25 protein-coding genes, 4 tRNA genes and 1 riboswitch are annotated in these 25,294 nt (G+C 56.9%); of the genes, 19 read left to right on the forward strand and 10 right to left on the reverse strand.

Translation table 11 applies throughout. From position 1 onward, the window contains the following. The first annotated feature begins 2 nt into the window (after positions 1–2). Together E0F99_RS14705 and astE are read left to right on the forward strand one after the other, a co-directional pair. Positions 3–293: a topoisomerase II gene (locus tag E0F99_RS14705; RefSeq protein ID WP_083357154.1), complete on the forward strand. Its 291-nt coding sequence runs from the start codon at positions 3–5 to the stop codon at positions 291–293. An 11-nt stretch (positions 294–304) separates the two neighbouring features. Beyond that, complete coding sequence (astE, locus tag E0F99_RS14710) at positions 305–1,309, forward strand: succinylglutamate desuccinylase (RefSeq protein ID WP_083357155.1); 1,005 nt, start codon at positions 305–307, stop codon at positions 1,307–1,309. A 162-nt stretch (positions 1,310–1,471) separates the two neighbouring features. On the opposite strand, the gene E0F99_RS14715 is transcribed toward astE, so the two are convergent. Next, a complete protein-coding gene (locus E0F99_RS14715; protein ID WP_130908803.1) occupies positions 1,472–1,981 on the reverse strand; it encodes a 6,7-dimethyl-8-ribityllumazine synthase in 510 nt (169 codons plus the stop codon). A 113-nt stretch (positions 1,982–2,094) separates the two neighbouring features. Next, a riboswitch (FMN riboswitch) is annotated at positions 2,095–2,264 on the reverse strand. Positions 2,265–2,455: 191 nt separating this feature from the next. Here E0F99_RS14715 and ltaE point away from each other — a divergent pair. From ltaE to mgtE, 8 genes are all read left to right on the forward strand, one after another. Beyond that, entirely contained in the window at positions 2,456–3,460 is a 1,005-nt protein-coding gene (gene ltaE / locus E0F99_RS14720) for a low-specificity L-threonine aldolase (protein WP_083357156.1), read from the forward strand. Between the two features lie 146 nt (positions 3,461–3,606). After that, positions 3,607–6,225: an alanine--tRNA ligase gene (gene alaS, locus E0F99_RS14725; RefSeq protein ID WP_083357157.1), complete on the forward strand. Its 2,619-nt coding sequence runs from the start codon at positions 3,607–3,609 to the stop codon at positions 6,223–6,225. Between the two features lie 97 nt (positions 6,226–6,322). Then, on the forward strand, positions 6,323–7,564 hold the full coding sequence (locus E0F99_RS14730) for an aspartate kinase (RefSeq protein WP_083357158.1): 1,242 nt from the start codon (positions 6,323–6,325) through the stop codon (positions 7,562–7,564). 173 nt (positions 7,565–7,737) lie between these two features. Further along, positions 7,738–7,926: a carbon storage regulator CsrA gene (gene csrA / locus E0F99_RS14735; RefSeq protein ID WP_003175645.1), complete on the forward strand. Its 189-nt coding sequence runs from the start codon at positions 7,738–7,740 to the stop codon at positions 7,924–7,926. A 62-nt stretch (positions 7,927–7,988) separates the two neighbouring features. Further along, positions 7,989–8,079: transfer RNA gene (locus E0F99_RS14740), tRNA-Ser, on the forward strand. A 108-nt stretch (positions 8,080–8,187) separates the two neighbouring features. Continuing rightward, positions 8,188–8,264 (forward strand) — tRNA-Arg (locus E0F99_RS14745). A gap of 72 nt (positions 8,265–8,336) precedes the next feature. Next, positions 8,337–8,413, forward strand: a tRNA-Arg gene (locus E0F99_RS14750). A gap of 338 nt (positions 8,414–8,751) precedes the next feature. Continuing rightward, a complete protein-coding gene (gene mgtE / locus E0F99_RS14755) occupies positions 8,752–10,194 on the forward strand; it encodes a magnesium transporter (protein ID WP_083357159.1) in 1,443 nt (480 codons plus the stop codon). 118 nt (positions 10,195–10,312) lie between these two features. Here the strand turns inward: mgtE and E0F99_RS14760 are convergent, their stop codons facing one another. The 3 genes from E0F99_RS14760 to E0F99_RS14770 all read right to left on the reverse strand — a co-directional run bounded on the left by E0F99_RS14760 (position 10,313) and on the right by E0F99_RS14770 (position 11,460). Continuing rightward, positions 10,313–10,639 (reverse strand): Arc family DNA-binding protein, encoded by a 327-nt coding sequence (locus E0F99_RS14760; protein WP_003193592.1) that lies wholly within the window; start codon positions 10,637–10,639, stop codon positions 10,313–10,315. A 406-nt stretch (positions 10,640–11,045) separates the two neighbouring features. Continuing rightward, a complete protein-coding gene (locus E0F99_RS14765) occupies positions 11,046–11,225 on the reverse strand; it encodes a PA3371 family protein (RefSeq protein WP_083357160.1) in 180 nt (59 codons plus the stop codon). Between the two features lie 10 nt (positions 11,226–11,235). Further along, the gene (locus tag E0F99_RS14770; RefSeq protein WP_083357161.1) at positions 11,236–11,460 is read right to left on the reverse strand and encodes a hypothetical protein; all 225 of its coding nucleotides are present in this window, start codon (positions 11,458–11,460) and stop codon (positions 11,236–11,238) included. A gap of 321 nt (positions 11,461–11,781) precedes the next feature. Between E0F99_RS14770 and E0F99_RS14775 the strand changes: the two genes are divergently transcribed. Further along, positions 11,782–11,858 (forward strand) — tRNA-Arg (locus E0F99_RS14775). A 277-nt stretch (positions 11,859–12,135) separates the two neighbouring features. After that, entirely contained in the window at positions 12,136–13,515 is a 1,380-nt protein-coding gene (locus E0F99_RS14780) for an MFS transporter (protein WP_083357162.1), read from the forward strand. 61 nt (positions 13,516–13,576) lie between these two features. Here E0F99_RS14780 and E0F99_RS14785 read toward each other — a convergent pair whose 3' ends face one another. The 4 genes from E0F99_RS14785 to flgA all read right to left on the reverse strand — a co-directional run bounded on the left by E0F99_RS14785 (position 13,577) and on the right by flgA (position 16,169). Continuing rightward, the gene (locus E0F99_RS14785; protein WP_083357163.1) at positions 13,577–14,326 is read right to left on the reverse strand and encodes a flagellar brake protein; all 750 of its coding nucleotides are present in this window, start codon (positions 14,324–14,326) and stop codon (positions 13,577–13,579) included. Between the two features lie 96 nt (positions 14,327–14,422). Next, the gene (locus E0F99_RS14790) at positions 14,423–14,893 is read right to left on the reverse strand and encodes a flagella synthesis protein FlgN (protein ID WP_083357164.1); all 471 of its coding nucleotides are present in this window, start codon (positions 14,891–14,893) and stop codon (positions 14,423–14,425) included. Between the two features lie 48 nt (positions 14,894–14,941). Further along, entirely contained in the window at positions 14,942–15,268 is a 327-nt protein-coding gene (gene flgM, locus E0F99_RS14795) for a flagellar biosynthesis anti-sigma factor FlgM (protein ID WP_083357165.1), read from the reverse strand. A gap of 142 nt (positions 15,269–15,410) precedes the next feature. Next, positions 15,411–16,169 (reverse strand): flagellar basal body P-ring formation chaperone FlgA, encoded by a 759-nt coding sequence (gene flgA / locus E0F99_RS14800; protein WP_083357166.1) that lies wholly within the window; start codon positions 16,167–16,169, stop codon positions 15,411–15,413. Positions 16,170–16,249: 80 nt separating this feature from the next. Between flgA and E0F99_RS14805 the strand changes: the two genes are divergently transcribed. Continuing rightward, positions 16,250–17,182 carry a chemotaxis protein CheV gene (locus E0F99_RS14805; RefSeq protein WP_064453778.1) on the forward strand — a complete coding sequence of 311 codons (933 nt, stop codon included), beginning with the start codon at positions 16,250–16,252 and terminating at the stop codon, positions 17,180–17,182. A gap of 43 nt (positions 17,183–17,225) precedes the next feature. Further along, positions 17,226–18,053 (forward strand): protein-glutamate O-methyltransferase CheR, encoded by an 828-nt coding sequence (cheR, locus tag E0F99_RS14810; RefSeq protein ID WP_083357167.1) that lies wholly within the window; start codon positions 17,226–17,228, stop codon positions 18,051–18,053. A gap of 90 nt (positions 18,054–18,143) precedes the next feature. Here the strand turns inward: cheR and E0F99_RS14815 are convergent, their stop codons facing one another. Beyond that, positions 18,144–18,926: a carbohydrate binding domain-containing protein gene (locus tag E0F99_RS14815; RefSeq protein ID WP_083357168.1), complete on the reverse strand. Its 783-nt coding sequence runs from the start codon at positions 18,924–18,926 to the stop codon at positions 18,144–18,146. Between the two features lie 324 nt (positions 18,927–19,250). On the opposite strand from E0F99_RS14815, the gene flgB reads away from it, so the two are divergent. The 5 genes from flgB to E0F99_RS14840 all read left to right on the forward strand — a co-directional run bounded on the left by flgB (position 19,251) and on the right by E0F99_RS14840 (position 23,484). Then, positions 19,251–19,658 carry a flagellar basal body rod protein FlgB gene (flgB, locus tag E0F99_RS14820; RefSeq protein ID WP_003214246.1) on the forward strand — a complete coding sequence of 136 codons (408 nt, stop codon included), beginning with the start codon at positions 19,251–19,253 and terminating at the stop codon, positions 19,656–19,658. A 3-nt stretch (positions 19,659–19,661) separates the two neighbouring features. Then, a complete protein-coding gene (flgC, locus tag E0F99_RS14825) occupies positions 19,662–20,105 on the forward strand; it encodes a flagellar basal body rod protein FlgC (RefSeq protein WP_016973698.1) in 444 nt (147 codons plus the stop codon). Positions 20,106–20,121: 16 nt separating this feature from the next. Continuing rightward, on the forward strand, positions 20,122–20,847 hold the full coding sequence (gene flgD, locus E0F99_RS14830; RefSeq protein ID WP_083357169.1) for a flagellar hook assembly protein FlgD: 726 nt from the start codon (positions 20,122–20,124) through the stop codon (positions 20,845–20,847). A 31-nt stretch (positions 20,848–20,878) separates the two neighbouring features. Continuing rightward, positions 20,879–22,183 carry a flagellar hook protein FlgE gene (gene flgE, locus E0F99_RS14835; protein WP_083357170.1) on the forward strand — a complete coding sequence of 435 codons (1,305 nt, stop codon included), beginning with the start codon at positions 20,879–20,881 and terminating at the stop codon, positions 22,181–22,183. 197 nt (positions 22,184–22,380) lie between these two features. Further along, complete coding sequence (locus tag E0F99_RS14840) at positions 22,381–23,484, forward strand: hypothetical protein (RefSeq protein ID WP_083357171.1); 1,104 nt, start codon at positions 22,381–22,383, stop codon at positions 23,482–23,484. A 332-nt stretch (positions 23,485–23,816) separates the two neighbouring features. On the opposite strand, the gene E0F99_RS14845 is transcribed toward E0F99_RS14840, so the two are convergent. Next, positions 23,817–25,268, reverse strand: a complete 1,452-nt coding sequence (locus E0F99_RS14845; RefSeq protein ID WP_083357172.1) for a hypothetical protein — start codon at positions 25,266–25,268, stop codon at positions 23,817–23,819. Positions 25,269–25,294 lie beyond the last annotated feature (26 nt).

Here is a 25,294-nt window from a genome sequence, read left to right on the forward strand (position 1 = left end):
TTATGACCACCGACACCCTGAAACTGATCCTTGAAGACACCGACGGCACCCAGTTGGAAACCTCCTGCACCCGCGTCGCCGTGGTGTGGCAGGGCAAAGAAATCTGGATCCAGCACGACGGCCGTGGCCAACTGCTGATCGGCGTGGACGTGGAAGAGGGCGACGCCGAATACGCCAACCTGCTGGTGCGCCCATTGGCCACCAACCTGATGAGCCTGCAACTGGAAATGGAACCGGCCGACGTTGAAGGTGATGACGACGATCACGTCCACGGCCCTGGCTGCAACCACTAAGGAAGCTGCTGATGCTCGCCCTCGGCAAACTGCTTGAACTGACCCTCGCCGGTCGCGAACCGGCGCAAAAAATTCAACTGACTGTCGACGGCGTGCAGATGCGCTGGCTCAGCGAGGGCGCGCTCGAAGTGCGCCCGCCTGAAGCGAAGGACAACGGCGGCGACCTGCTGCTGTCGTCCGGCATCCATGGCAACGAAACCGCGCCGATCGAACTGCTCGACCGCCTGTTGCATGGCATTGCCCGTGGGGAGATCAAACCCCGCCATCGAATTCTGTTCCTGTTCGGCAACCCGGAGGCCATGCGCCGCGGTGAGCGTTACCTCGAATTGGACGTCAACCGGCTGTTCAACGGCCGCCATGAACAAAACATCGGCCCGGAGGCCATGCGCGCCGCCGAGCTTGAGCAACTGGCCCGCACCTTCTTCAGCTTGCCTGGCCGTTCGCGTCTGCATTACGACCTGCATACCGCTATTCGGGGTTCGAAGATCGAGCAGTTCGCGCTTTACCCGTGGAAGGAAGGCCGCCAGCACTCACGCCACGAACTGGCGCGCTTGTGCGCCGCCGGCATGCAAGCGGTGCTGTTGCAGAATAAAACCTCGATCACCTTCACCGCGTTTACCTGCGAGCAGCTTGACGCCGAAGCCTTCACGCTGGAGCTGGGCAAGGCGCGGCCGTTCGGGCAGAACCAGGGGGTGAATGTTTCGCGCCTGGAAACCCGGCTCAAGCAGATCATTGAGGGCGCCGAGCCCGAGACCGAGAGCCTGGATGGCTTGCAGCTGTTCGCCGTGTCGCGCGAAGTGATCAAGCACAGTGATGCTTTCCTGCTGCACTTGCCGGCGGACGTGGAAAACTTTTCGGCATTGGAAAAGGGTTATCTGCTGGCCGAAGACGTGGCCAAGACCCGTTGGGTGATCGAGGAGGAGGGCGCACGCATCATCTTCCCCAACCCGAAGGTGAAAAATGGCTTGCGGGCAGGGATATTGATTGTGCCGACCACGGATGCTGGCCTGGCATAAATCTCAAGGCTTGGTCGGATCCAACTGTGGGGGCGGGCTTGTGTGGGAGCTGGCTTGCCTGCGATAGCATCACCGCGGTGTGACTGACACACCGAGGTGATGCTATCGCGGGCAAGCCCGACTCCCACACAAGCCCCTCCCACATTTGTTTTGCGGTGTTGCTTAAACCGCTACAGCGCGCGGTTCACTGCGACGGATAGCGCGGACCTTGTGCAGCGTATCGGCGCAGGTGCGTGCAGCTTCCTGGCCCTTGTGCACAAAGTGCTCGTAGAAGAACGTGGTGTGCTCGCTGCCGGCGTGGAAGTGATGCGGGGTCAGGGACACCGAGAACACCGGCACTTCAGTTTCCAGCTGCACCTGCATCAGGCCGCTGACCACCGATTGGGCGACGAATTCGTGGCGGTAGATGCCACCGTCCACCACCAGCGCGGCGGCAACGATACCGGCGTAACGGCCGGTCTTGGCCAGCAGCTTGGCGTGCAGGGGCAATTCAAAGGCGCCGCCGACTTCAAAGAAATCGATGTCCGATTCCTGGTAGCCCTGGGCGATCATTTCGGCGAGGAAGCCTTTACGCGATTGGTCGACAATATCCTTGTGCCAGCAGGCCTGGCTAAACGCGACACGTTCGCCGTGATGGTTTTTGCTTTTGCTGTCGATTGCGGTGGGTTGCATGTTCTGACTCCTGTTTAAGAAAAAAACAGGGCGTTATGAATCGAATGGGATTTAAGGGTACGAAGCGCTGCGTCATGCAAGCATGAACCCGGCGCGCGGCCCTTAGGTGCCAATCCCGTTCTCTCTTCATCCGGACTATGACCGTCGGCCCCGGGATCACACCGGGTCTGCTGACCTTGTCGCCGTCCTGCGTGAGCAGTTCGAGGCGCCAAGCGCTCGCGGGCTATGCCCATTGCGTGCAATTACCGCCGGTGGGGAATTGCACCCCGCCCTGAGAACGTTGCCGCCAGAACCCTGGCGGCGCAGAGTTTTTAACATGGTTTTTCAAAAACTGCACGATCGCCGCATCGATAACCTATATCGGTTTGTTTGGTGGGTATTCGATTGACGCTACGTGGGGCTTGATATTGCGTGGCTTTGCCCGCAGTAATCATTCATAAAAGGTACTTACCTAACCCGTTAGAGGCGCGTTTCATGTCTGTGATCGACCTGCGTAGCGACACCGTGACCCAACCCACCCCCGGCATGCTTGACGCGATGGCCAGTGCCGTCAGCGGCGACGATGTTTATGGCGAAGATCCCAGCGTTAATCGCCTGGAGGCCGAGTTGGCCGAGCGCCTGGGGTTCGAAGCAGCGTTGTTCGTGCCCACCGGCACCATGAGCAATCTGCTCGCGTTGATGGCTCACTGCGAGCGCGGCGAGGAATACATCGTCGGGCAGCAGGCTCACACTTACAAATATGAAGGCGGTGGCGCGGCCGTGCTCGGTTCGATCCAGCCGCAACCGCTGGAAGTGCAGGACGACGGTTCCCTTGACTTGGACCACGTGCTGGCGGCGATTAAACCCGATGACTTCCACTTCGCCCGCACCCGCTTGCTCGCGCTGGAAAACACCCTGCAGGGCAAAGTGCTGCCGCTGGAGTACTTGGTGAAGGCGCGTGCGTTTACGCGCGAGCATGGCCTGGCGTTGCATCTCGATGGTGCGCGTATTTATAACGCGGCGGTCAAGCTGGGCGTGGATGCGCGGGACATTGCCCAGCATTTCGATTCCGTATCGGTCTGCTTGTCCAAAGGCCTGGGCGCGCCGATTGGCTCGGTGTTGTGCGGCGCCACGGCATTGATCGCCAAGGCACGCCGCCTGCGCAAGATGGTCGGCGGCGGTATGCGCCAGGCCGGTTCGCTGGCGGCTGCGGGGCTGTATGCCTTGGATCACCAGGTACAGCGCCTGGCCGATGACCACGCCAACGCCCAGTGGCTGGGCGATGAACTGCGCCAGGCCGGTTACGCGGTAGAGCCGGTGCAGACCAACATGGTCTACGTGGATATCGGGGATCGGGCACAGGCCTTGAAGGCGTTTGCCGCCGAGCGCGGGATCACGTTGAGCGCTGCCTCGCGCCTGCGCATGGTTACTCACTTGGACGTCAGCCGGGCGCAGATCGAGCAAGTGCTGGCGACATTCGTCGAGTTTTCCCGAAAATGACAGTGCAGACCGTCTAATTGACTGTTTCTATCACATAAACACGCTGTACCACGGGCAAAGGGCCGATATAATGCGGCCCTTTGCCGTCGCTCCGTCTGATGACGTTTAGCACTGGCCTTTGGCCGCAGCCTCCGTGGAAGAACCTAATGAAAAGCGCAGAAATCCGTGAAGCCTTCCTTCGCTTCTTCGAAGAGCAAGGTCACACCCGTGTCGCCTCCAGCTCCTTGATCCCAGGCAATGACCCAACCCTGCTGTTCACTAACGCGGGGATGAACCAGTTCAAGGACTGCTTCCTGGGCCAGGAAAAGCGCGCCTACACCCGCGCCACCAGCAGCCAGAAGTGCGTCCGCGCCGGCGGCAAGAACAGTGACCTGGAAAACGTCGGTTACACCGCGCGCCACCACACCTTCTTCGAAATGCTGGGTAACTTCAGCTTCGGTGACTATTTCAAGAAAGATGCAATTACCTTCGCCTGGACCTTCCTCACCGGCGTGTTGAAGCTGCCCAAGGAAAAGCTCTGGGTCACCGTCTACGCGACGGACGACGAAGCGTATGACATCTGGACCAAAGAAATCGGCGTGCCCGTCGAGCGCATGATTCGCATCGGCGACAACAAGGGTGCGCCTTACGCGTCCGATAACTTCTGGACCATGGGCGATACCGGCCCGTGCGGCCCTTGCACCGAGATTTTCTACGATCACGGCGCCGACATCTGGGGCGGCCCACCCGGCTCGCCGGAAGAAGACGGCGACCGTTACATCGAAATCTGGAACAACGTGTTCATGCAGTTCAACCGCACCGCCGATGGCGTGTTGCATCCGCTGCCAGCCCCGTCGGTTGACACCGGCATGGGCCTGGAGCGGATCAGTGCGGTGATGCAGCACGTTCATTCCAACTACGAGATCGACCTGTTCACCAACCTGCTCAGCGCTTCGGCCGCCGCCATTGGTTGCGCCAACGACAACCAGTCTTCGCTCAAGGTTGTGTCGGACCACATCCGTTCGTGCGGCTTTCTGATCGCTGACGGTGTATTGCCGTCGAACGAAGGTCGCGGCTATGTGTTGCGCCGTATTATCCGTCGCGCCTGCCGTCACGGTAACAAGCTGGGCGCCACCGGTAGCTTCTTCTACAAAATCGTTGCCGCGCTGGTGGCCGAGATGGGCGATGCCTTCCCGGAACTCAAGCAGCAGCAGGCCAACATCGAGCGCGTGCTCAAGGCTGAAGAAGAGCAGTTCTCCAAGACCCTCGAACACGGCTTGAAGATTCTCGAGCAGGACCTGGCCGAGCTCAAAGGCAGCGTGGTGCCGGGTGACGTGGTGTTCAAGCTGTATGACACCTACGGTTTCCCGATGGACCTGACCGCCGACATCGCCCGCGAGCGCGAGTTGACCGTCGATGAGGCAGGTTTTGAGCGTGAGATGCAAGCCCAGCGTGTACGCGCCCGTTCCGCCAGCTCCTTTGGCTTGGACTACAACACCTTGGTCAAGGTGGATGTGGCCACACAGTTCACTGGCTATCAGGCCACCGTTGGCTCGGCCAAAATTGTTGCCATCTATAAAGACGGCAAATCGGTCGATGTGTTGAACGAGGGCGAAGAGGCGGTAGTGGTTCTGGACCAGACGCCGTTCTACGCCGAATCTGGTGGCCAGGTGGGTGACTGTGGCTTCTTGAGCTCGACGTCCGGTCGCTTTGAGGTGCGCGATACCACCAAGACCGGCGGTGCGTTCCTGCACCACGGCGTGTTGGTATTGGGCAACCTGACGGTCGGCGCGCCGGTAGACACTCAGGTCGATGCCGACGTGCGGCATGCAACTGCTTTGAACCATTCTGCCACTCACTTGCTGCACGCCGCGTTGCGTCAGGTATTGGGTGAGCACGTGCAGCAGAAGGGTTCGTTGGTCGACAGCCAGCGCCTGCGTTTTGACTTCAGCCACTTTGAAGCGATCAAGCCTGAGCAGATCAAGGCGCTGGAAGACATCGTCAACGCTGAGATTCGCAAGAACTCCCCGGTGGAAACCGAAGAAACCGATATTGAAACCGCCAAGAACAAAGGCGCCATGGCGCTGTTCGGCGAGAAGTACGGCGACGAAGTGCGTGTACTGAGCATGGGCGGCAGCTTCTCGGTGGAGCTGTGTGGTGGTATCCATGCCAACCGTACCGGCGACATTGGCCTGCTGAAAATCATCAGCGAAGGCGGTGTGGCCTCCGGTGTGCGTCGTATTGAAGCGGTCACCGGTGCTGCGGCCCTGGCCTACCTCAATGCGGCTGAAGAACAACTCAAGGAAGCGGCCGGCCTGGTCAAGGGCAGCCGCGACAATCTGATCGACAAACTGTCCGCCGTACTGGAGCGCAACCGTGCGCTGGAGAAACAGCTGGAGCAGTTGCAAGCCAAGGCTGCCAGCGCGGCAGGCGACGATTTGTCGGCTCAAGCACTGGACGTCAAGGGCGTAAAAGTCCTCGCGGTGCGCCTGGACGGTCAGGACGGCAAGGCGCTGTTGGCCTTGGTCGATCAGTTGAAGAACAAGCTCGGCCGCGCAGTGATCCTGCTCGGCGGTGTCCATGAGGAAAAGGTCGTTCTGGTTGCCGGTGTAACCAAAGACCTGACTGGCCAACTCAAGGCCGGTGATTTGATGAAGCAAGCCGCTGCGGCAGTGGGCGGGAAGGGCGGAGGTCGTCCGGACATGGCGCAAGGCGGTGGTGTAGACGCCGGAGCCCTGGACGCGGCGCTGGCCCTGACTGTGCCGTTTGTCGAGGCTGGCATTTAAGGCGCTGTTAATGAGCCCATGGTCTCTTCATGGGCTCGCTTAGGTGCTGGAAGATTTGTTTATTGGGCGCCCCTTTACGGGCTAAGGCGGCTTAGAAATGGCTTTGATCGTACAGAAATTCGGAGGCACCTCGGTCGGCTCTGTCGAAAGAATCGAGCAGGTCGCCGACAAGGTTAAGAAATTCCGCGATGCCGGAGACGACCTGGTGGTGGTGCTGTCGGCCATGAGCGGCGAGACCAATCGCCTGATCGATCTGGCCAAGGCAATCAGTGGTGACCAACAGCCGCTGCCGCGTGAGCTGGATGTGATTGTGTCCACCGGTGAGCAGGTGACCATCGCTTTGCTGGCCATGGCGTTGAATAAACGTGGTGTGCCGGCAGTGTCCTACACTGGCAGTCAGGTGCGCATTCTGACCGACAGCGCACATACCAAAGCGCGCATCCTGCAGATTGACGATCAGAAAATCCGTACTGATCTGAAAGCAGGCCGCGTGGTAGTTGTAGCGGGCTTCCAGGGTGTGGACGAGCACGGCAACATCACCACGCTCGGGCGTGGTGGTTCGGACACCACCGGCGTCGCGCTGGCGGCAGCTCTGAAGGCTGATGAATGCCAGATCTATACCGATGTGGACGGCGTGTACACCACCGACCCGCGTGTGGTGTCCGTGGCCCAGCGCCTGGACAAGATCACCTTTGAAGAGATGCTGGAAATGGCCAGCCTCGGTTCCAAGGTATTGCAGATCCGCGCGGTGGAGTTCGCCGGCAAGTACAACGTTCCGCTGCGCGTATTGCACAGCTTCAAAGAGGGGCCGGGCACCCTCATTACTATTGATGAAGAGGAATCCATGGAACAGCCGATCATTTCCGGCATCGCTTTCAACCGCGATGAAGCCAAGCTGACGATCCGTGGCGTGCCGGATACTCCGGGCGTGGCCTTCAAGATTCTCGGGCCTATCAGCGACGCGAATGTTGAGGTCGACATGATCGTGCAGAACGTTTCGCACGATAACACCACCGATTTCACCTTCACCGTGCACCGCAACGAGTACGATGCGGCTCACAAGATCCTGGAGAACACCGCGAGCCAGATTGGCGCCCGTGAAGTGATCGGCGATATCAAGATTGCCAAGGTGTCGATCGTGGGGGTGGGCATGCGTTCCCATGCCGGTGTTGCCAGCCGTATGTTCGGTGCCCTGGCCAAGGAAAGCATCAACATCCAGATGATCTCCACTTCGGAAATCAAAGTCTCGGTGGTCATCGAAGAGAAGTACCTGGAACTGGCTGTACGCTCACTGCATACCGCTTTTGAGCTGGACGCTCCGGCCCGACCGGGCGAGTGATGCAATGCCAGGAAGGCGCGGCTTACCGCGCCTTTCATTTTTTTGTCGAGTGCGTGTCTTTTTGGTGCGCTCGACAATACTTAGGCGGTAGGGCTATGACCTTTGGGTTGTAGGTCGAAGGCCTTTTTTTTGCAGACTGTTGTTCCTGAACTGAAATGCGTGAGGAGAAAGGTATGCTGATTCTGACTCGTCGTTGCGCAGAAAGCCTGATTATCGGTGATGGCGAAATCACCGTGACCGTGCTCGGCGTTAAAGGCAATCAAGTACGTATCGGGGTTAACGCTCCGAAAGAGGTAGCGGTTCACCGCGAGGAAATCTACCTGCGGATCAAGAAAGAGAAGGACGAAGAACCAAGCCTTTAATTTTTATCGTTTTTTATGTTTGCAAACGGGGATGAACGTGGTTAATATACGCCCCGTGTTGCGGAGAGCTGGCCGAGTGGCCGAAGGCGCTCCCCTGCTAAGGGAGTACACCTCAAAAGGGTGTCGGGGGTTCGAATCCCCCGTTCTCCGCCATTATTTGCTTAGTACGTTGCAATCTGGTTTTTTCGGTAAGTTGTTGAAATTACTCGAAAAAATAGCTTTACATAGAGATTGAACGGCCTATAATGCGCGGCAACAAATGCACTCGTAGCTCAGCTGGATAGAGTACTCGGCTACGAACCGAGCGGTCACAGGTTCGAATCCTGTCGAGTGCACCATTTAAGAGTCAGTTGCAGTGATGCGGGTGACTCGGCTTCAACCAGTTGTGATCTGGTCTAAAAACACAATATGCACTCGTAGCTCAGCTGGATAGAGTACTCGGCTACGAACCGAGCGGTCACAGGTTCGAATCCTGTCGAGTGCACCATACAAACAAAAAGCCCGCCCAGTGCGGGCTTTTTGCCGTCTGGGGTTTGGGTAGGCTTTCATCTTTTTCTCCTGCGCCATGTGTTTTCCCTTCAGCCTGCGTCGTCGCACTTCTAGATGCAGCCAATGCTTACCTTTGGCTCGCAAGCGCTTGTTCTTTCCAGTTTTTTAACGTTTAAAACGGACGCAAGGTGTATCATTGCGCCCGTCAGCCCCGCCGGGGCTTGTGGAATACCTCCATGGACTTACCCAGTAGTTGCTCAGTACCCCGTTTTTCCAATCATGAATTGACTGATTGATCCTTCCGGCGTGCCCCGCTGCTGGGAGTGGAGTTCGCCTATGACCGAAGTAGAAGTAAAGAAAACACAAGACAGCCTGCAGGATCGTTTGGCTCAAGTTATCGAGCTGCTGCAGCGTCAGCGCGTGGTCGAAGACCTTACGCACCGCCAGGAAGGTCCGCACCACGACCGCGTTGAAAACCTGGTTCACCGGCAAAACCTCGTCGAGTTGCAGCGCAAGCTCGATGACCTGCACTCCGCCGACGTCGCCTATATCCTCGAAGCCTTGCCGCTGGACGATCGACTGACCCTCTGGCAGCTGGTCAAGGCTGATCGCGACGGCGATATTCTCCTCGAAGTATCCGACTCGGTCCGTGAAACCCTGATCGCCGACATGGACGATCACGAGCTTCTGGCTGCGGCCAGGGAGATGGACGCCGACGAGCTGGCCGACCTTGCCCCTGAGCTGCCCCGCGATGTTGTCCATGAGCTGATGGAAGCTCTCGACAGCCAGCAACGCGAGCGCGTGCGCTCGGCGTTGTCCTACGACGAGGATCAGGTCGGTGCGTTGATGGACTTCGAGATGGTCACCATCCGCGAAGACGTCAGCCTGGAAGTGGTGCTGCGTTACCTGCGCCGCCTCAAAGAATTGCCCGGCCATACCGACAAATTGTTCGTGGTCGACTACGAAGGCATTCTTAAAGGCGTGCTGCCGATCAAGCGTCTGCTGGTGAATGATCCGGACAAGAAAGTTGCGGATCTGATGGCCAGCGATACCGTGAGTTTTCACCCGGATGAAGACGCCTATGAGGCTGCGCAGGCGTTTGAGCGTTATGACTTAATCTCCGCCCCGGTGGTCGACAAGAACGGTAAGCTGATCGGCCGTTTGACCATCGATGAAATGGTCGACTTGATTCGTGAAGAGAGTGAAACCGAAGTCCTCAACATGGCGGGTTTGCGTGAAGAGGAGGATATTTTTGCCTCGGTCTGGCGTTCTCTGCATAACCGTTGGGCTTGGCTGGCGGTCAATCTGATCACCGCCTTTATCGCCTCACGTGTGATCGGGCTGTTTGAGGGCTCTATCGAGAAACTGGTGGCCCTTGCGGCGCTGATGCCGATTGTGGCTGGTATCGGTGGCAACTCCGGTAATCAGACTATCACCATGATCGTGCGCGCAATGGCGCTGGATCAGGTGAGTACCGCCAACTCCTCGCGCCTGCTGCGCAAAGAATTGGCCGTGGGCTTGATCAACGGTTTGGTGTGGGGTGGCGTGATCGGTGTGGTGGCCTATTTGCTGTATGGCAGTTGGTCGCTGGGCGTCGTGATGACGGCCGCCATGACGCTCAACCTGCTATTGGCGGCACTGATGGGGGTGCTGATCCCCATGACCCTGGCGCGCCTTGGGCGTGACCCGGCAATGGGCGCCAGTGTGATGATCACCGCGATGACCGACAGTGGTGGGTTCTTTATCTTCCTGGGCCTGGCGACGATCTTCCTGCTCTGATCCCTTCCCGCGGGAGCAAATCTGCTCCCGCATTGCTTTTTCTACTCAAAGCTTTTTCTACTCAAATTCCAGGCAAAAAAAAGCCAGCACGTGGCTGGCTTGGGCTTTCAGTTGCAGATCAATTGGCTTCTGCGGCCGCCTCAACGTCGTGCGCAATAAGCGAGACGAGAGCATTTTGCTGGCGGTGGGATAGCTGACGAAAACGCTGCAGCAGTTCGCGTTCGTGCAGTGACAGCTCAGGGCTGTCCAGGCGCATGCTCAACTCTTCGCCCAACGCACCTTCCTGAATGAGGCTTTGTTCCAGGCGCGCGATGATTTCGGAGTTCATGCTGCGGTGATGATTGCGAGCCACCTCGGCAATGCGTTCCCGCATTCCGTCTGGCAGACGTACGACGAACTTGTCAGCCGTACGGCTGGAATAAATTGCCTGTTTCAATGGGCGCATATATTTAACCGGTTAGTTCAGGGGAGCGGTTTTTGGAATTGGCCGCAAGATGAGTGTTAAGACAAGGCTCACGACCAAAGTTCAACCCGAATTGCAAAGAGGTCGCATCATGCCTCAGATTTGACAGTTCCTTGGCGTCAATTCTGTGACAAATATTGAACTGCCTAAAGGCTTTATGCCAGCACTCATTTGCATTTTTGCGGACTGGTTTGAAAACTTTTCAACGAGTGATTCCGCGAGGGAACTTCTCGTAAGTCCAAGCCACGACAGGCTTTAAGGCCGCACATCCTATAGCAATATGGCCTTTTGCCCTTGCCTTTATGACTAAGGCTTAGACTAGTGGCAATTTGCCGATTTACTAGCGCAATGCGACATAAGGTAGGGGGGAGGTGACGCGAGGCGAGTGTTAGCGCAACACGGGATCAAATTTGATGCGGCGACCGACGATGAGCGTGAGAACCCACAAGCTTGCAAACACGCCGGTCGCAACGAGGGCCGTGGTTTCGCCGTCTTGCGAGGAGGTGCTCAGGCCAAATACACCGGCAACCAGGGTCAGGCACAGGAATAACCAAGCGGGCTTTGTCATGAATGGTTCCTTAGAAAACCCAATGTTCAGATGCAGGAGTAGCCTGGGTGTCCTGGGTCACACGAATCGGCGACTGAACAGTGGGGGTCATCACCGCTAACTGCGGGCGCTGTTGCAGGTGATGCGGCACTGGCTGGTTGATTTGGGCGACGTCGTCATGGGTCGATTGAAAGTGGAACGTAACCAGTGCGGCAAGGGCCACAGCGTTGAGGGTTAACAATAGGGCGCTGTTCATTTGTTGTTCTCCGCGTGGCTGGGCCGAAAGGTTGTGTATGATCAGTATTGCAGGTCTCGTGCCAATATTTTATCCCAATAAAAACAATGAGTTATATGTGATTCTGCGTGTTCATGCGTTGCAATTTGCAATGCTGGCATATTGGGGGAGTGCAAATTGCACGATGGCGCCAAGTCCCTGTCTTTACGGGTCGAAACCGCAATTGTCTGTACAAGGATCGGCCTACACTCAAAAAGCCAACGGACGACATGACAAAACCGACCTCGGCCGTTAACATGCACGCCGTCCGTCGCTGCGCGTTTGTCCCGATGGCTGTCATTTGTCCCAGTAGCTCAATTGGATAGAGCATCCCCCTCCTAAGGGGAAGGTTGGCCGTTCGAACCGGCCCTGGGACACCACATTCAACGCTTAAAAGCCCCGCTCAGATTGCTCTGGCGGGGCTTTTTTGTGGGTGCTCGTCAAACACCGGTCGAACCTTGCCGGCGATCGGCGTTCACAGCAGGTGCGCGATGTATTTATCGCCTTCTGTGTACCTTGCACGTGGGCAGGCAACGTCTGAGCTATTAAGCAAAATTATTCCCCGGATACCGACTTATCACCTGTCCGGACCCGGCAACCCCGGACTATCATGCCGATAGCCCTGTCACCCACTGCAAGGAGCCGCTCGGAACGCCGATGCGCCAGATCTGGAAATCTTTTCGAGCCCTTTATTTCGCCTCCTTGATGATGCTGATCGGCTCCGGCCTGCTCAGTACCTACCTTGCCTTGCGCCTGGCGGCCGACCATGTCGACAGCCTGTGGGTGGGTGCGCTGATGGCGGCCAACTACTTCGGCCTGGTGCTGGGCGGCAAGATCGGGCACCGCCTGATCGCCCGGGTCGGGCATATCCGCGCCTATGCCACCTGTGCCGGGATTGTCGGTGCGGCGGTATTGGGTCATGGCCTGATCGACTGGCTCCCGGCCTGGATTGTGCTGCGGATGATCGTAGGCTTGGGGATGATGTGCCAGTACATGGTCATCGAAAGCTGGCTCAATGAGCAGGCGGACGCCAAGCAGCGTGGCGTAGTGTTCAGCGGCTATATGATCGCGTCCTACCTCGGGCTGGTGTTGGGTCAGTTGATTCTGGTGATGCATCCCCAGCTTGGCCTTGAGCTGTTGATGCTGGTCGCACTGTGCTTTGCCCTGTGCCTGGTGCCGGTGGCCATGACTCGACGCATTCACCCGGCGCCCCTGCACCCTGCACCGATGGAACCGCGTTTCTTCATCAAGCGTGTGCCGCAGTCGTTAAGTACCGTCTTGGGCGCGGGCGTAATCGTGGGTTCGTTCTACGGTTTGGCACCGCTTTACGCCTCCCAGCAAGGCCTGACGACGGAGCAGGTCGGTTTGTTTATGGGTTGCTGCATTTTCGCCGGCTTGCTGGTGCAGTGGCCGTTGGGCTGGCTGTCGGATCGTTATGATCGGGCATTGCTGATTCGTTGCTTCGCCGGGTGCCTGGCCGTGGCGGCATTGCCGTTGGCGATCATGACGCGGGTGCCGTTGGAAGTGCTTTTTGTCGCGGGGTTTCTGTGTTCGTTGGTGCAGTTCTGCCTGTACCCATTGGCGGTGGCGTTTTCCAACGACCATGTGGAAGGTGATCGCCGTGTGTCACTGACCGCCATGTTGCTGGTGACTTACGGCATTGGCGCGAGTGCCGGGCCGCTGTTGGCGGGTGTGGCGATGAAGCTGTTCGGCAGCCATATGCTGTATGCCTTTTTCAGCCTGTGTGCAGTGATTCTGGTGTGGCGTATTCGGCCGAAGGCAGTGACCAACCTGCATCAGGTAGAAGATGCGCCGCTGCATCACGTGGCGATGCCCGACAGCATGTCCAGCTCGCCGTTGGTGGCGTGCCTTGACCCGCGAGTGGACGAGGCTGTGGTGCAAGAGCAAATGCAGACCGTTGTGCCAGAGCCTGAAGTCGATCCGCAACCACCGGAGGATGAGCCGGCTTTCGAGGGGCCGCCGCAGCCTCTGGGGCCTGACGAACATCCGCACGACTTGAGCAGGGCGCGCCCCTGAACGCAAAAAAACGGGCAGATCCATCAGGATCTGCCCGTTTTTTTGACGCGACCTTTAATGCTTAAAGGTCGTCGTCTTTGTCAAAGCGTCGCGCTTCACGCTGCAGTTGGTACACAAATCGTTCCACTTGACGCTGCACCAAGCCGCTCATGTTGTGGAAGCGTACACCGGCGAACGTGGTGTTGATCTTATCTTCGAAGTGCAGGTAACGCAGTTCGACAGAGGTGGTCATGCTGCCGAAGGGCAGGGCGGCGATAAAGCGGTCGTAGACCTGGCCCAATTGCAGGCGCTCGGAGATGTCGCCTTCAAAGCGAAGCTTGCAACCGGTGGCGGAGATATCCAGCAGTTTGCCGCTGACAGGCGCTTTGAGCTTTTCGCCGCCCAGCTCGATATTGACCAGTTGCGCGAGTTTCAACGCGGCGCGAAAGGCATTGCGGCGCTGATGGTAGACCACCTCGTCAGGCATGCTGCCAGTGTAGACGCGGTGGCCACCTTTTTCGCTGATGGTCAGCGTGCCGTTGCTTTCCCAGGCGACTCGCACGCCATCGTGAAAGCCTTCGATGCGAAAGGGCTCGCCATTTTCGAGGTAGCGCTCACCGTCACGCGGGATCATTTCGTCCAGGGCCAGCGTCTTGCTGTCCCGGTCAATGTCTACCAAGTAGCTTTGGAAGCGCTGGCTGCGCTCGTGGAACGTGATGATCAGCGGGTCATGGCTTTCTTGCAGCATGCGCAATGTGCTGGCGATTTCCAGGGGCGTGGTGAGCACCTTGGGTGGCTGCGGAGCATCTTCCGCATTAAGGGCGTTGAACACGGTTCTTCCATCTCCAGACAAAATACGACTACACGCAAGAACCGGCATTTTGCCAGTATGTGGCTCGCCTTGGATAGGGCGCGCTGTAAACCGGCGTCAGGCTTGGCTGCGGGTGCTTGGCTTGACCAGGCGTGAGGTGGAACCTTGGGCGTTGTACAGCGCCGGAGGCTCTCCGCCGTGAAGTATGCGTAACTGGTTGGCGGTCGTAGCCTGCTGCAACTGGATTGACTGACCGTTGAGCAGGTTGGCTTCCTGGCACTCGGCGAGTAATTGATTGAGGGCGGTGCTCTGCGACAGCAACTGATCACCCACCGAGGAGTGGCTGGCCAACTGCGCGAGGCCGTCGTGATCAGCTGGCAGGCCCAGGCTGATGAGGATCTCGCTGCGCTTTTTGCCATGCTGTTCCAGCAGCACGATCAGCGACTGTTTACGCGCCAGGATTTCTTCCAGCAAGCGCATGTCCCGGCCGTACAGGGCCAGGGACTCTTCTTTTAGCAGCTCGAGCAACTGTTGCGTCGGCGCCAGATCATCAATGATCAGTTGAAGCAAATGTTCGTCGTGGTGCATGGCTGGCCTTGGGGTTTAAGCGTCCAAAAGCCCTGCGCAGGCCTTTGCCTAGCGCTCGGCTTCGAAGTTAAGCAGCTTGCTGGCTACACGGTTGCTGTCGACTTTATAGCTGCCATCGGCGATAGCCTGTTTCAACTCGGCCACGCGGGCTTTGTTGACAACCGGTTGGTCGCGCAGCGAGTCAGTGACCTTCTGCAACTGTTGAGCCTCATTGCTCAGGTGTACGGATTCCCCGCTTTGGCTGGCGCCGGCCTGCTCTGCCTTCGCGGCAGGGGCTGGCTGGGCCTTGGCTTCTACGCTGTCCTTGGCACCGCTGGTACGCGTGTTGCCGGGCAACGCCGGGGTGTTATTCAAACGACTGAAATCGATGACCATGTTAAAAAAACCTCTGGGTATTTGGACGCTTGCCATGTTTTCGGCCATACCCGGACAAACTTTAGGCTCGATTGACAATAAACCTGCACGTGCGGACGTCTAGCGCACAGTGTAGGAAAAGCAGGCGTCCTATGCCAGTGAACTATAAAGCAACCTCAACTTGACCTGGCGCCGTCACTTGCGCCTTGATCACACGGTTGGAGTTGAGGTTTTTGACTCTGATCTGTTCGCTCATGCCGCCGTTGGACAGCGCTTCACCCGGCATCTTTACGCTCAACCCGCCACTGCTGGCGGAAATGACCACCTGATCGCCTTTGCGAATCACCTCGGCCTGCTCCAGATGGACCAGTGTGATGACTTGGTCAGTGACCATTGGTCGGGTAAGTCTCTGCCCAAGGGCCTGGTCGAGCGAGGTGAGGTAGCCCTGATTGATCAGGCTTATATCCCGCTCACGCATGGCCACGTCGTCGTAACCGATGATGCTGGTGCGTTTTAACGGTCGCGTCACCACCACCACATCGCGGAACAGTTTGACCTGCGCCGGTACGAATACGGTCCAGGGCGAAGCGCCTTCGCAGCGCACTTTTACCGTCACGCGGCCGATCGGCTGGGCAGGGCTTTCCAGGGTGGCTGTCAATTCCTTGTCGCACATTGGCATGCGCAAACGCGGGTCCAACTGGCTCACCTGAATTTCATAACGCCCAGGCGTCTGAGTGGTTGCCAGATAATCTTCTACAGTGAACTCAAGAAAGCCTTGGGTGACGCCGATAAGGAGATCAGGCAAGGTGACATTATCTGCACGGGCCGTGACGCCCGAGCCGAAGGCAAGCAATGCCAGGCAGACGCAGAGTAATCTGCGGTGCCGTGGAAGGTGTCGGGAAACTGTCGTTTTAAGGTTCATAAACCAATAAATAGCAAAGCTCGTGCCGTTTAGTGTTGGGTACGCTTCGTACCTCTAGGTTTTAGCGTAGGAGTCTGGGCATGGCAGGAGTAATGGATTCAGTAAACCAGCGCACACAGCTGGTAGGGCAGAATCGCCTGGAGTTGTTGCTTTTTCGTCTGGACGGCAAGCAGCTGTACGGCATCAATGTGTTTAAAGTGCGGGAGGTGCTGCAGTGCCCCAAGCTGACCATCATGCCCAAGTCCAGCCCGGTGGTTTGCGGCGTGGCCAACATCCGTGGCGCGACCATTCCGATTCTTGATTTGGCGCTGGCCACCAGTTCCGCTGGTTTGCAGGATCGCCAGAACCCATTTGTGATCATCACTGAGTACAACACCAAGACCCAGGGTTTCCTGGTGCGCTCGGTGGAACGTATCGTCAATATGAACTGGGAAGAGATCCATCCGCCGCCCAAGGGCACCGGGCGCGATCACTACCTCACGGCGGTGACGCGGGTCGATAACCAGTTGGTGGAGATCATCGACGTGGAGAAAATCCTCGCCGAGGTGGCGCCGACTTCGGAATCGATCTCGGTGGGTGTGGTGGACGCCGAAACCGCACACAAGGCGATCTCTCTGCGTGTGCTGACAGTGGACGACTCCTCGGTGGCGCGTAAACAGGTGAGCCGTTGCCTGCAAACCGTCGGCGTGGAAGTGGTGGCCCTCAATGATGGCCGTCAGGCCTTGGACTATCTGCGCAAGCTGGTCGATGAGGGCAAGAAGCCTGAAGAAGAATTCTTGATGATGATCTCCGACATTGAAATGCCGGAAATGGACGGTTACACGCTCACGGCCGAGATACGCAACGATCCACGCATGCAAAAATTGCATATCATCCTGCATACTTCGTTGTCGGGTGTATTCAATCAGGCAATGGTCAAGAAAGTCGGTGCTGATGACTTTTTGGCCAAATTCCGCCCTGATGACCTGGCATCCCGGGTAGTCGACCGGATCAAGGCAGCAGATCACGGCTAGGGGCTTTTTCCCTGGCGGACTTACGATTTTAGAGGCGGTATCAGTGTCTACAGGTAATTTGGATTTTGAACAGTTCCGGGTCTTCCTGGAAAAAGCCTGTGGCATATTGCTCGGTGAAAACAAGCAGTACCTGGTATCCAGCCGTCTCAACAAAATGATGGAGCAGCAGGGTATCAAGTCCCTGGGCGAGTTGGTGCAGCGGATCCAGACCCAGCCGCGCAGCGGGCTAAAGGAAATGGTGGTCGATGCCATGACCACCAACGAAACCTTATGGTTTCGAGATACCTACCCCTTTGAGGTGCTCAAGAGCAAAGTGCTGCCGGAGGCCATCAAGGCCAGCCCCGGTCAGCGCCTGCGTATCTGGTCGGCCGCTTGTTCGTCGGGGCAGGAACCGTACTCGATCTCGATGTCCATCGACGAGTTCGAACGCACGAACATGGGCCAGTTGAAGGCCGGGGCGCAAATTGTCGCCACGGACTTGTCCGGCACCATGCTCACCAACTGCAAGACCGGCGAGTACGACAGCCTGGCCTTGGGTCGTGGTTTGTCCCCGGAACGCCTGCAACGTTTCTTCGACCCGAAAGGGGCTGGGCGTTGGGCGGTAAAGGCGCCGATCAAGAGCCGAGTGGAGTTTCGCTCGTTCAACTTGCTCGACAGCTATGCCAGCCTGGGCAAGTTCGATATGGTGTTTTGCCGTAACGTACTGATTTACTTCTCCGCCGAAGTGAAGAAAGACATCCTGTTGCGTATCCATGGCACGCTCAAGCGCGGTGGTTACTTGTTCCTCGGTGCGTCCGAGGCGCTGAACGGTTTGCCGGATCATTATCAGATGGTGCAATGCAGCCCAGGTATCATTTACCAGGCCAAATGATCGGCTTCGAGCATAAAAAAAACGGGAGGCCCCGCAAGGCCTCCCGTTTTTTATGCGCGCAACGATTCGACGGCGCCGCGTCAGCTGTCGTCAGGGCCGGGGTGTCATGCGGATATTACCCAAGGACAGGCGGTGATTCCCGTTGGGTACCGTAGCGTTGAAAATACCTAGCCGCACATCGCCTGTGGTGGTGGCGGTAAACGTCCCGGTTCCGGTTTGCGGCTGGGCTTGAGTGATGTTTTGTACCGTGGCGCCGATTGGGGTGCCGTTCATCGTCAAGTACAGGGTCGAGCCATCGCTGGTGGCTGAGTTTCCCATCACGACAAAGCTGCAATCATACGTTCGCCCTGCGATCACAGGCACGGGGCGAGTGATGATGTGGGCGCTGGTGGCCCGGCTGTTGGGTACGTCAACGACTAAGCTTGAATTGGCCACGTGCAGCAAACCGCCCACATAAGGCCCTTGAGGTACCCATCCTTGGAATGTGCCATCGCTGAAGTCCCATACCGTAGTTGGGGTTGGCACGATGATGGGGAGCGAGTTGATGCGCACTCTTGAGGTCTCCGCGAAGTAGGGCTGGCTGTTACGCTCCATGTGCATCTGCAGAAACACAACGGTCCCTGCGCTGGCTTCAACAATGGGTTTAGCGATCAGGAGTTCGAGATTGGGGGCGTCTCGACCAATTTGAAAGCTTTGGTTGTGCCTGCCGCCGAGGACGGTGCTACTCAGGGTTAAAAAGATCATGTCCGCGCGTTCGACGGGGAAATCAAGTGTCACCCTGGCGACGTTGCCGACAATGAGGTTGGTGTTCAGGTTCGCGATGGGGGTCGCTGAATCTTGTTCGATGAATTTTGGCGCCGGGATGCTCAACATTTTAACCTCTGCATTACGCGTGGTGGGTGTCCTCCATAAGGCATTCGAGGTAGCACGCATCACAACTGTCAGAAATGACAGTGCAGACAAACGGTCTGCCACATTCAGCAGTCTCGGTTTCCTCCTTCCACCGTTTGCGCCCCTTGTAAAAGCGGCAACTACCATTGCCGCTTTACTGGCGCCACGCGGAACGCCGTTGCCGCTTTTCTGGCATTGCCGCCGGCAAACATCCCGCAAACCCTTGAATTACGGGGTTTGAGTGAATTGGCATGCGCCTTGCTATAACCCAGATACGAAAAGCAGGTCAGCCTAAAGGTTTCCGCCATGAGCATCAGCTTCGATAAAGCGCTCGGTATCCACGAACAAGCCCTGGGCTTCCGCGCCCAGCGTGCCGAAGTCCTGGCCAACAACATTGCCAACGCCGACACCCCGAACTACAAGGCTCGGGATTTGGACTTCTCCGCTGTGCTCGCCGCACAGCAAGACAAGACCAAAAATGGCACCTTCGCCTTGAACATGACCAACAGCCGTCATATCGAAGCGCAAGGCCTGGGCAATGGTGACGAGTCGCTGCTGTATCGCACGCCGATGCAGCCATCGATCGACCAGAACACCGTCGATGCCCAACTGGAGCAGTCGGCCTACGCCGAGAACTCGGTGAACTTTCAGGCCAGCTTCACCCTGCTCAACAGCAAATTCAAAGGGCTGATGTCAGCCCTGCGTGGAGAGTAAGCCATGTCCTTAGCCAGTGTTTTCAATATTGCCGGCAGTGGCATGAGCGCGCAGACCACGCGCCTGAACACCGTCGCCAGTAACATCGCCAACGCCGAGACCGTGTCGTCGAGCATTGACCAGACCTACCGCGCCCGTCACCCGGTGTTCGCCACCATGTTCCAAGGCGGCCAGAGCGGCGGCAGCGATTCGCTGTTCCAGAACCAGGATGCCGCAGGCCAAGGCGTGCAGGTGCTCGGCGTGGTCGAGGACCAGAGCAACCTGGAAGCGCGCTATGAGCCTAATCACCCCGCCGCGAACGAAAAGGGTTACGTCTACTACCCCAACGTCAACGTGGTCGAGGAGATGGCCGACATGATCTCCGCCAGCCGCTCGTTCCAGACCAACGCGGAAATGATGAACACCGCCAAAACCATGATGCAAAAGGTCCTGACCCTGGGTCAGTGATAAGGGGCGCCAAATAATGGCCATCGTTGATACGACTAACAACACGGCAGTCCAGGACCTTTTCAATTCCAAGGTCAAGACAGCGACGGATAACAACAGCATCAATAATGCCTCCAAAGCGGCGACGGGCAATCAGTCGCTGGGCAAGGACGCATTCCTGCAACTGCTGGTGACTCAGCTCAAAAACCAGAACCCGCTGTCGCCTCAGGACAACGGCGCGTTTGTGGCGCAACTGGCGCAGTTCAGCAGCCTGGAAGGCATCAACACCCTGAACGACTCGGTGAATGCGATCTCCAGCAACTTCAGCTCCTCGCAAGCGCTGCAGGCGTCATCGCTGGTAGGGCGTTCGATCATCACCCAGACCGATAAGGCCTCGGTGGATACCAGCAAGAGCATGACCGGCTCGGTGGCGGTGACGGCGGCGACGGGCAACGTCTCCGTGAAGATCACCGACAAAGACGGCAATGTAGTGCGCACCCTCGACATGGGCGCCCAGAGCGCCGGTAATTCCAGCTTTATCTGGGATGGCAAGAACGACAAGGGTGAGGTCGCGCCTGCCGGGACTTATACCTTTGCGGCCACCACCAAGAATGACAAGGGCGACTCGGTTGCCCTGGCAACGGCGTTGCCGGCAACCGTCACCAGCGTGACGTTGAGCAAGACCGGCGGCGAAATGCTGCTGAACCTCGCAGGCGGCATGGGCAGCGTCAAGCTGTCGCAAATTCAGACTATCGGTACATAGAGCCGGCTAAATACGGCAGAAGGAGAGAAACATGTCTTTTAACATCGGCCTTAGCGGCCTCTATGCGGCCAACAAACAACTGGACGTGACCGGCAACAACATCGCCAACGTCGCGACCACGGGCTTCAAATCCTCGCGTGCCGAATTCACGGATATCTATGCGGCGTCCAAGCTGGGCACCGGCCAGAACAGCATCGGCAACGGTGTGAACCTGGCGGCGGTATCCCAGCAGTTCACCCAGGGTGACGTAAACAACAGCGGCGGCATCCTGGACATGGCGATCCAGGGTGGTGGCTTCTTTGTCCAGAAGGGCAACGATGGTTCGCTGGAGTACACCCGTAGCGGTGCCTTCCGTGCCGACAAAGACGGCTACATCACCAACAATACCGGTACCTCGCGCCTGCAAGGTTACGCTGCGGACGAAAACGGCAAGATCAACAAGGGCGGCCTGACCGATCTGCAACTGAACCTGTCGAACCTGCCCCCGAAGGCCTCCACCAAAGTGGACTCCACCAGTAACCTGAACTCCTCGGAGCCGGTGATCGACCAAGTAGCTAAGCCGTTCAGTCCGACTGACACCAGCACCTTCACCACTCAGTACAGCACCACCTTGTACGACTCCCAAGGCAACGCGCACCCGATGGTGCAGTACTTGGTTAAAACAGATGGCAACAAGTGGAACGCCTATACCCTGATTGATGGTCGCAACCCAGATGGCAGCGCACCGACAGGCGCCACCGCGCCTGTGCCGTCTACGTTGACCTTTGATGGTTCTGGCAAGCTCACAAGTATTGTGGGCCCTGCGGTGTCCGGCACCACCCTGACTATTACCGGTTGGGTCCCAGGTACAGTGACTAACGGCGTGTGGACGAAAAACGGTGCGGATGCCAACCCTGCAGGGATCGCCATCAACATGGCCAGCATCACCCAGTACAACTCGGCCACCTACCGCAACCCGCCGACCACCGACGGTTATGCTACCGGCCAGATCACCGGCCTGAAAATCGATGGCAACGGCGTAATGTTCGCAACGTTCAGCAACCAGCAGAGCAAGGCTATTGGCCAGATCTCCCTGGCCAGCTTCAACAACGAACAGGGCCTGCAACCCGCTGGCGGCACTACCTGGAAAGAAACCTTCGCTTCGGGCCAGCCGGGCTTTGACGCCCCGCAATCCGGCACCTTGGGTTCGATCTTTGCCAACTCCTTGGAGAACTCCAACGTCAACCTGACCAACGAGCTGGTTGACCTGATCAAGGCCCAAAGCAACTATCAGGCGAACGCCAAGACTATATCCACCCAGAGCACCATCATGCAGACCATCATTCAGATGACCTGATGCGGTTGGCCTGACGCGCAAGCGCAACGAAAGCCCCTCGATCGAGGGGCTTTTTTTGCGTGCAATTTGGCATCGCGGAGTCTTCCCGCCGCCCACCCGATCAAGAGACGACATGCCTGTGTTGGAACCGACTACGCCGTTCCTTCCACATAGCTAGCAAACGGTGTTGGGCCTAATTACTACAAGGTGAAGTCGGTATGTGGAATTCGTCGATGGCCGGTAACGCGGCCGAGGGTGTGCGTGAGGTGGGTGCGGCTTGGGGAGCCGATCGTTCAGAAAACAAAGTGGATTACGCCGATACCAGCAAGGAGGCAGTCAGCGCGCTTCTCAAAGCACTTGATGAAGCTCAGAAAACCTCCAAGAACCAGACTGTGCAGCACCTGCGTGACAAGTTGAATGAAAAGAGAGCGGAGCTGGGAGACGAAAAGTTCAAGGCGATCCTGGAGCAGCTGTGGAAGGACGCTGCTCAAAATATACTCATGCTGTTGAAGGCCCTGTTTCCGGAGCTGTTTGCGAGTGAGCCATCTCCCACTCTCTCTCCACGGCCATCGCCGGGTGGTGGCGGTGGTGGGGGCGGCGGCGGCGGTAGGGTTAATCCGAGTGATTTTGGCTCAAGGGAGTCCATGAGTAACAAGCCTTTTACGGCGGGGGCTCGTTACACTGACTACAAGCCTGACAAGAGCAATCCCGGAAAAAAACCTGGCATGGGTAGAGAGGCCGGCAACATCTGGAGTGGTTTCAAGCAGGCGTCTGATGGTAATTGCGTCACTGTTTCGGCGATAAAAGCCGCAATGATGAAGTTCGGTCAAAAAGCCACCGATGTTTTCCGTGACGTTAGAGCGGCAGGTGACGGGTGGAACGTTCAAATGCGAGATGGGAAAACCTATCATTTGAGTCGAGGTGAATTGAAAGAGGCGGCAGAGCAGGCCCGGTTCGCGGGGGATGACCCAGCAATGATTACCGAGGCTAACTTCATGTACGCCGTCAGTGCCAAGCGGGCTCAAACGGATGGCAATAATAGAGGGGGCCGGGGTGAAAATGATCATAAAGCCCAAAATAGCTTTCAAGATGCATTGTTAAGCTTGAACGACGGCGAACATGATCACGAAGGGCTGGATCGTTTAGGGCTCAGCGGTCTGTACAGGCAGACTACGAGCGACGAGCTCGCCAGCGGCGCGTTAGGTATTGTGAACTACGGTCATCATTCAATGGCGGTGATTGGAGGGAGTATAGAGCTTTGGGGTGGCCGAGGTGGACGGCCTGGTAAGGAGGATAACGGGGAGGCGTACGCATTTATATAGTGTGACAGGCGGGCAGGAATAGGCGCTGCACTAAAGCAAAAAAGCCCGTTAACCTTCCGGTTAACGGGCTTTTCAGCAACCACTCAGCTTATTGACAAAAGCGTTATGTATAGGGGTGTATACATCAATTTTTCTCCCTAAACACAAGGGTTTTGCAGGTTTTCTGCCGCGCCTAAATCAAAAAACGTATACATTTACGCTTTTTTTCGCCCCGTGTAGCCGAGAATGTATACGAAAAAACGGCGCGTTTCAGCCATCGGATTTTTTTCTTCCCGAGTCATTTTATCTCGATTTTGGGGTGCAATTATTCTTTGTGGCAGACACTCCGTACGCTACTCAATCGCCTTGATGGTCGTAAGGATCCGTTTAAGTTTCTCCGGGTCGTCGAAGTAGGCCATATCATTGATCACCACGGTACGCACTTGGGGCACCGATGCGATTATGGTGCGTTCAATCTCATCAACGATTGGCATGATCAGAGGAAGGTCGATTAGAAATCTAGCCTTTAGCTGTGCATCGGTGCTGCATCCGGCATGCATACCTTCAAACAGTGCTAGACGTTTTTCCCTGTCGGGGTCGGGGTCGGGAAAACCGCTGTAATCACCTGCAAAGAAACGCCGGCTGCTCTCAATACACTCCTCCAGTATCGAATCCATCAAGGTTTGCTTGGTTAGCCCCATTTGAGGGTGCATATGCTTAAGCGAAGCACTAGGGCTCGCCTTGGACATAACACTAGGCTGAATTCGCTTGTTTAGATATTGGGCCACCACGTTCAGTGTGAACGGGAGTACCCGGCCGGTATGGACATAGGGCTCGGTAAGCTTCTCTAGCATTTCAGGAATGATGAGCGAGGCAGCGTAATCGTGAGCTTTGATGTCAAGAAAAAGGCGTACGTCAGATACCTTTTTTATCAGTTCCGAAAACCCTTCTTTACCCAGAAACTTAAAATAATTTTCCGAGTAGCCAAAAAGGTCGACATTACCTAAAGCTAACTGGAATTCCGGGGGAACCGAAGATAGGCGCTTGTACAGATCGTTCAGGTTTTGCCCCGTCAGAAATTTTATGCCAGATTCCTCCAGCTTCTGAGTAAGAATTGCCTCAAAGCTGGTGGCATCCAAGACGGGCAGCGTCCTGAAAAATTTCGACATCACGACTGGATAGCTAGCCAAGCTAAGATTCAGGTCAACGCCAGTAAACTGCTTCACCGTCAGCACCTCTAGTGCTCGTGCTACGTGCTCAAGTGACTGCTGCTCGTTATAGGCTTTGAACGTAGAGTATTTTTCCTTAAGCCCCTGAATTATCCTGAGTACATTGCCGGACTCAACTTCCTTTTTGCTTTCAATTTTGAACGATGAGAGCAGCGTGGCGGCGGGTTCGAAGTAACCGCCGCTAGTGTAAAGGTGATATTCGAACGCCCCAGGCGAAGGCATCAATTCTTCTTCAGAGATGGTAAACATCAAAAACTTTGTTATTTCCTCCATCACCTCTGGTCGCGACATCTTTTTCTGAAGCTTTTTGCATTGGATCAGCCCGGCCACATCGCCTTGGTGGTACAGAAGGCAATCCCTTCCACGCTCACCCACGCCCTTCATCAATACAACTTGGTCGAAGCTCGCATAGTCATTGCGCTGAATCCTTGCCTCTATCAGCGAGTACACCAACATCTCGAATTCACGATCCCCGAGTTCGTTCAGCGGCAACATCGCTAGTCCAGTGCCCACAGCATGTGGTTTGTAACCGTGGGCAACCTCGTCATTGATCTGGCTTTGAGATACTGAAATCATGCTCAATCCTCATGTGGGATACAGTC

It is taken from the genome of Pseudomonas antarctica, from assembly GCF_900624995.1.
GTDB classification, from domain to species: domain Bacteria; phylum Pseudomonadota; class Gammaproteobacteria; order Pseudomonadales; family Pseudomonadaceae; genus Aquipseudomonas; species Aquipseudomonas antarctica.

What these genes read in the sequence shown, in the direction of transcription:
- E0F99_RS14705 (WP_083357154.1), top strand. Translation starts at nt 3, where the DNA reads ATGACCACCGACACCCTGAAACTGATCCTTGAAGACACCGACGGCACC.
- astE (WP_083357155.1), top strand. Translation starts at nt 305, where the DNA reads ATGCTCGCCCTCGGCAAACTGCTTGAACTGACCCTCGCCGGTCGCGAA.
- E0F99_RS14715 (WP_130908803.1), bottom strand. Translation starts at nt 1,981, where the DNA reads ATGCAACCCACCGCAATCGACAGCAAAAGCAAAAACCATCACGGCGAA.
- ltaE (WP_083357156.1), top strand. Translation starts at nt 2,456, where the DNA reads ATGTCTGTGATCGACCTGCGTAGCGACACCGTGACCCAACCCACCCCC.
- alaS (WP_083357157.1), top strand. Translation starts at nt 3,607, where the DNA reads ATGAAAAGCGCAGAAATCCGTGAAGCCTTCCTTCGCTTCTTCGAAGAG.
- E0F99_RS14730 (WP_083357158.1), top strand. Translation starts at nt 6,323, where the DNA reads ATGGCTTTGATCGTACAGAAATTCGGAGGCACCTCGGTCGGCTCTGTC.
- csrA (WP_003175645.1), top strand. Translation starts at nt 7,738, where the DNA reads ATGCTGATTCTGACTCGTCGTTGCGCAGAAAGCCTGATTATCGGTGAT.
- mgtE (WP_083357159.1), top strand. Translation starts at nt 8,752, where the DNA reads ATGACCGAAGTAGAAGTAAAGAAAACACAAGACAGCCTGCAGGATCGT.
- E0F99_RS14760 (WP_003193592.1), bottom strand. Translation starts at nt 10,639, where the DNA reads ATGCGCCCATTGAAACAGGCAATTTATTCCAGCCGTACGGCTGACAAG.
- E0F99_RS14765 (WP_083357160.1), bottom strand. Translation starts at nt 11,225, where the DNA reads ATGACAAAGCCCGCTTGGTTATTCCTGTGCCTGACCCTGGTTGCCGGT.
- E0F99_RS14770 (WP_083357161.1), bottom strand. Translation starts at nt 11,460, where the DNA reads ATGAACAGCGCCCTATTGTTAACCCTCAACGCTGTGGCCCTTGCCGCA.
- E0F99_RS14780 (WP_083357162.1), top strand. Translation starts at nt 12,136, where the DNA reads ATGCGCCAGATCTGGAAATCTTTTCGAGCCCTTTATTTCGCCTCCTTG.
- E0F99_RS14790 (WP_083357164.1), bottom strand. Translation starts at nt 14,893, where the DNA reads ATGCACCACGACGAACATTTGCTTCAACTGATCATTGATGATCTGGCG.
- flgM (WP_083357165.1), bottom strand. Translation starts at nt 15,268, where the DNA reads ATGGTCATCGATTTCAGTCGTTTGAATAACACCCCGGCGTTGCCCGGC.
- flgA (WP_083357166.1), bottom strand. Translation starts at nt 16,169, where the DNA reads ATGAACCTTAAAACGACAGTTTCCCGACACCTTCCACGGCACCGCAGA.
- E0F99_RS14805 (WP_064453778.1), top strand. Translation starts at nt 16,250, where the DNA reads ATGGCAGGAGTAATGGATTCAGTAAACCAGCGCACACAGCTGGTAGGG.
- E0F99_RS14815 (WP_083357168.1), bottom strand. Translation starts at nt 18,926, where the DNA reads ATGTTGAGCATCCCGGCGCCAAAATTCATCGAACAAGATTCAGCGACC.
- flgB (WP_003214246.1), top strand. Translation starts at nt 19,251, where the DNA reads ATGAGCATCAGCTTCGATAAAGCGCTCGGTATCCACGAACAAGCCCTG.
- flgC (WP_016973698.1), top strand. Translation starts at nt 19,662, where the DNA reads ATGTCCTTAGCCAGTGTTTTCAATATTGCCGGCAGTGGCATGAGCGCG.
- flgD (WP_083357169.1), top strand. Translation starts at nt 20,122, where the DNA reads ATGGCCATCGTTGATACGACTAACAACACGGCAGTCCAGGACCTTTTC.
- flgE (WP_083357170.1), top strand. Translation starts at nt 20,879, where the DNA reads ATGTCTTTTAACATCGGCCTTAGCGGCCTCTATGCGGCCAACAAACAA.
- E0F99_RS14840 (WP_083357171.1), top strand. Translation starts at nt 22,381, where the DNA reads ATGTGGAATTCGTCGATGGCCGGTAACGCGGCCGAGGGTGTGCGTGAG.
- E0F99_RS14845 (WP_083357172.1), bottom strand. Translation starts at nt 25,268, where the DNA reads ATGATTTCAGTATCTCAAAGCCAGATCAATGACGAGGTTGCCCACGGT.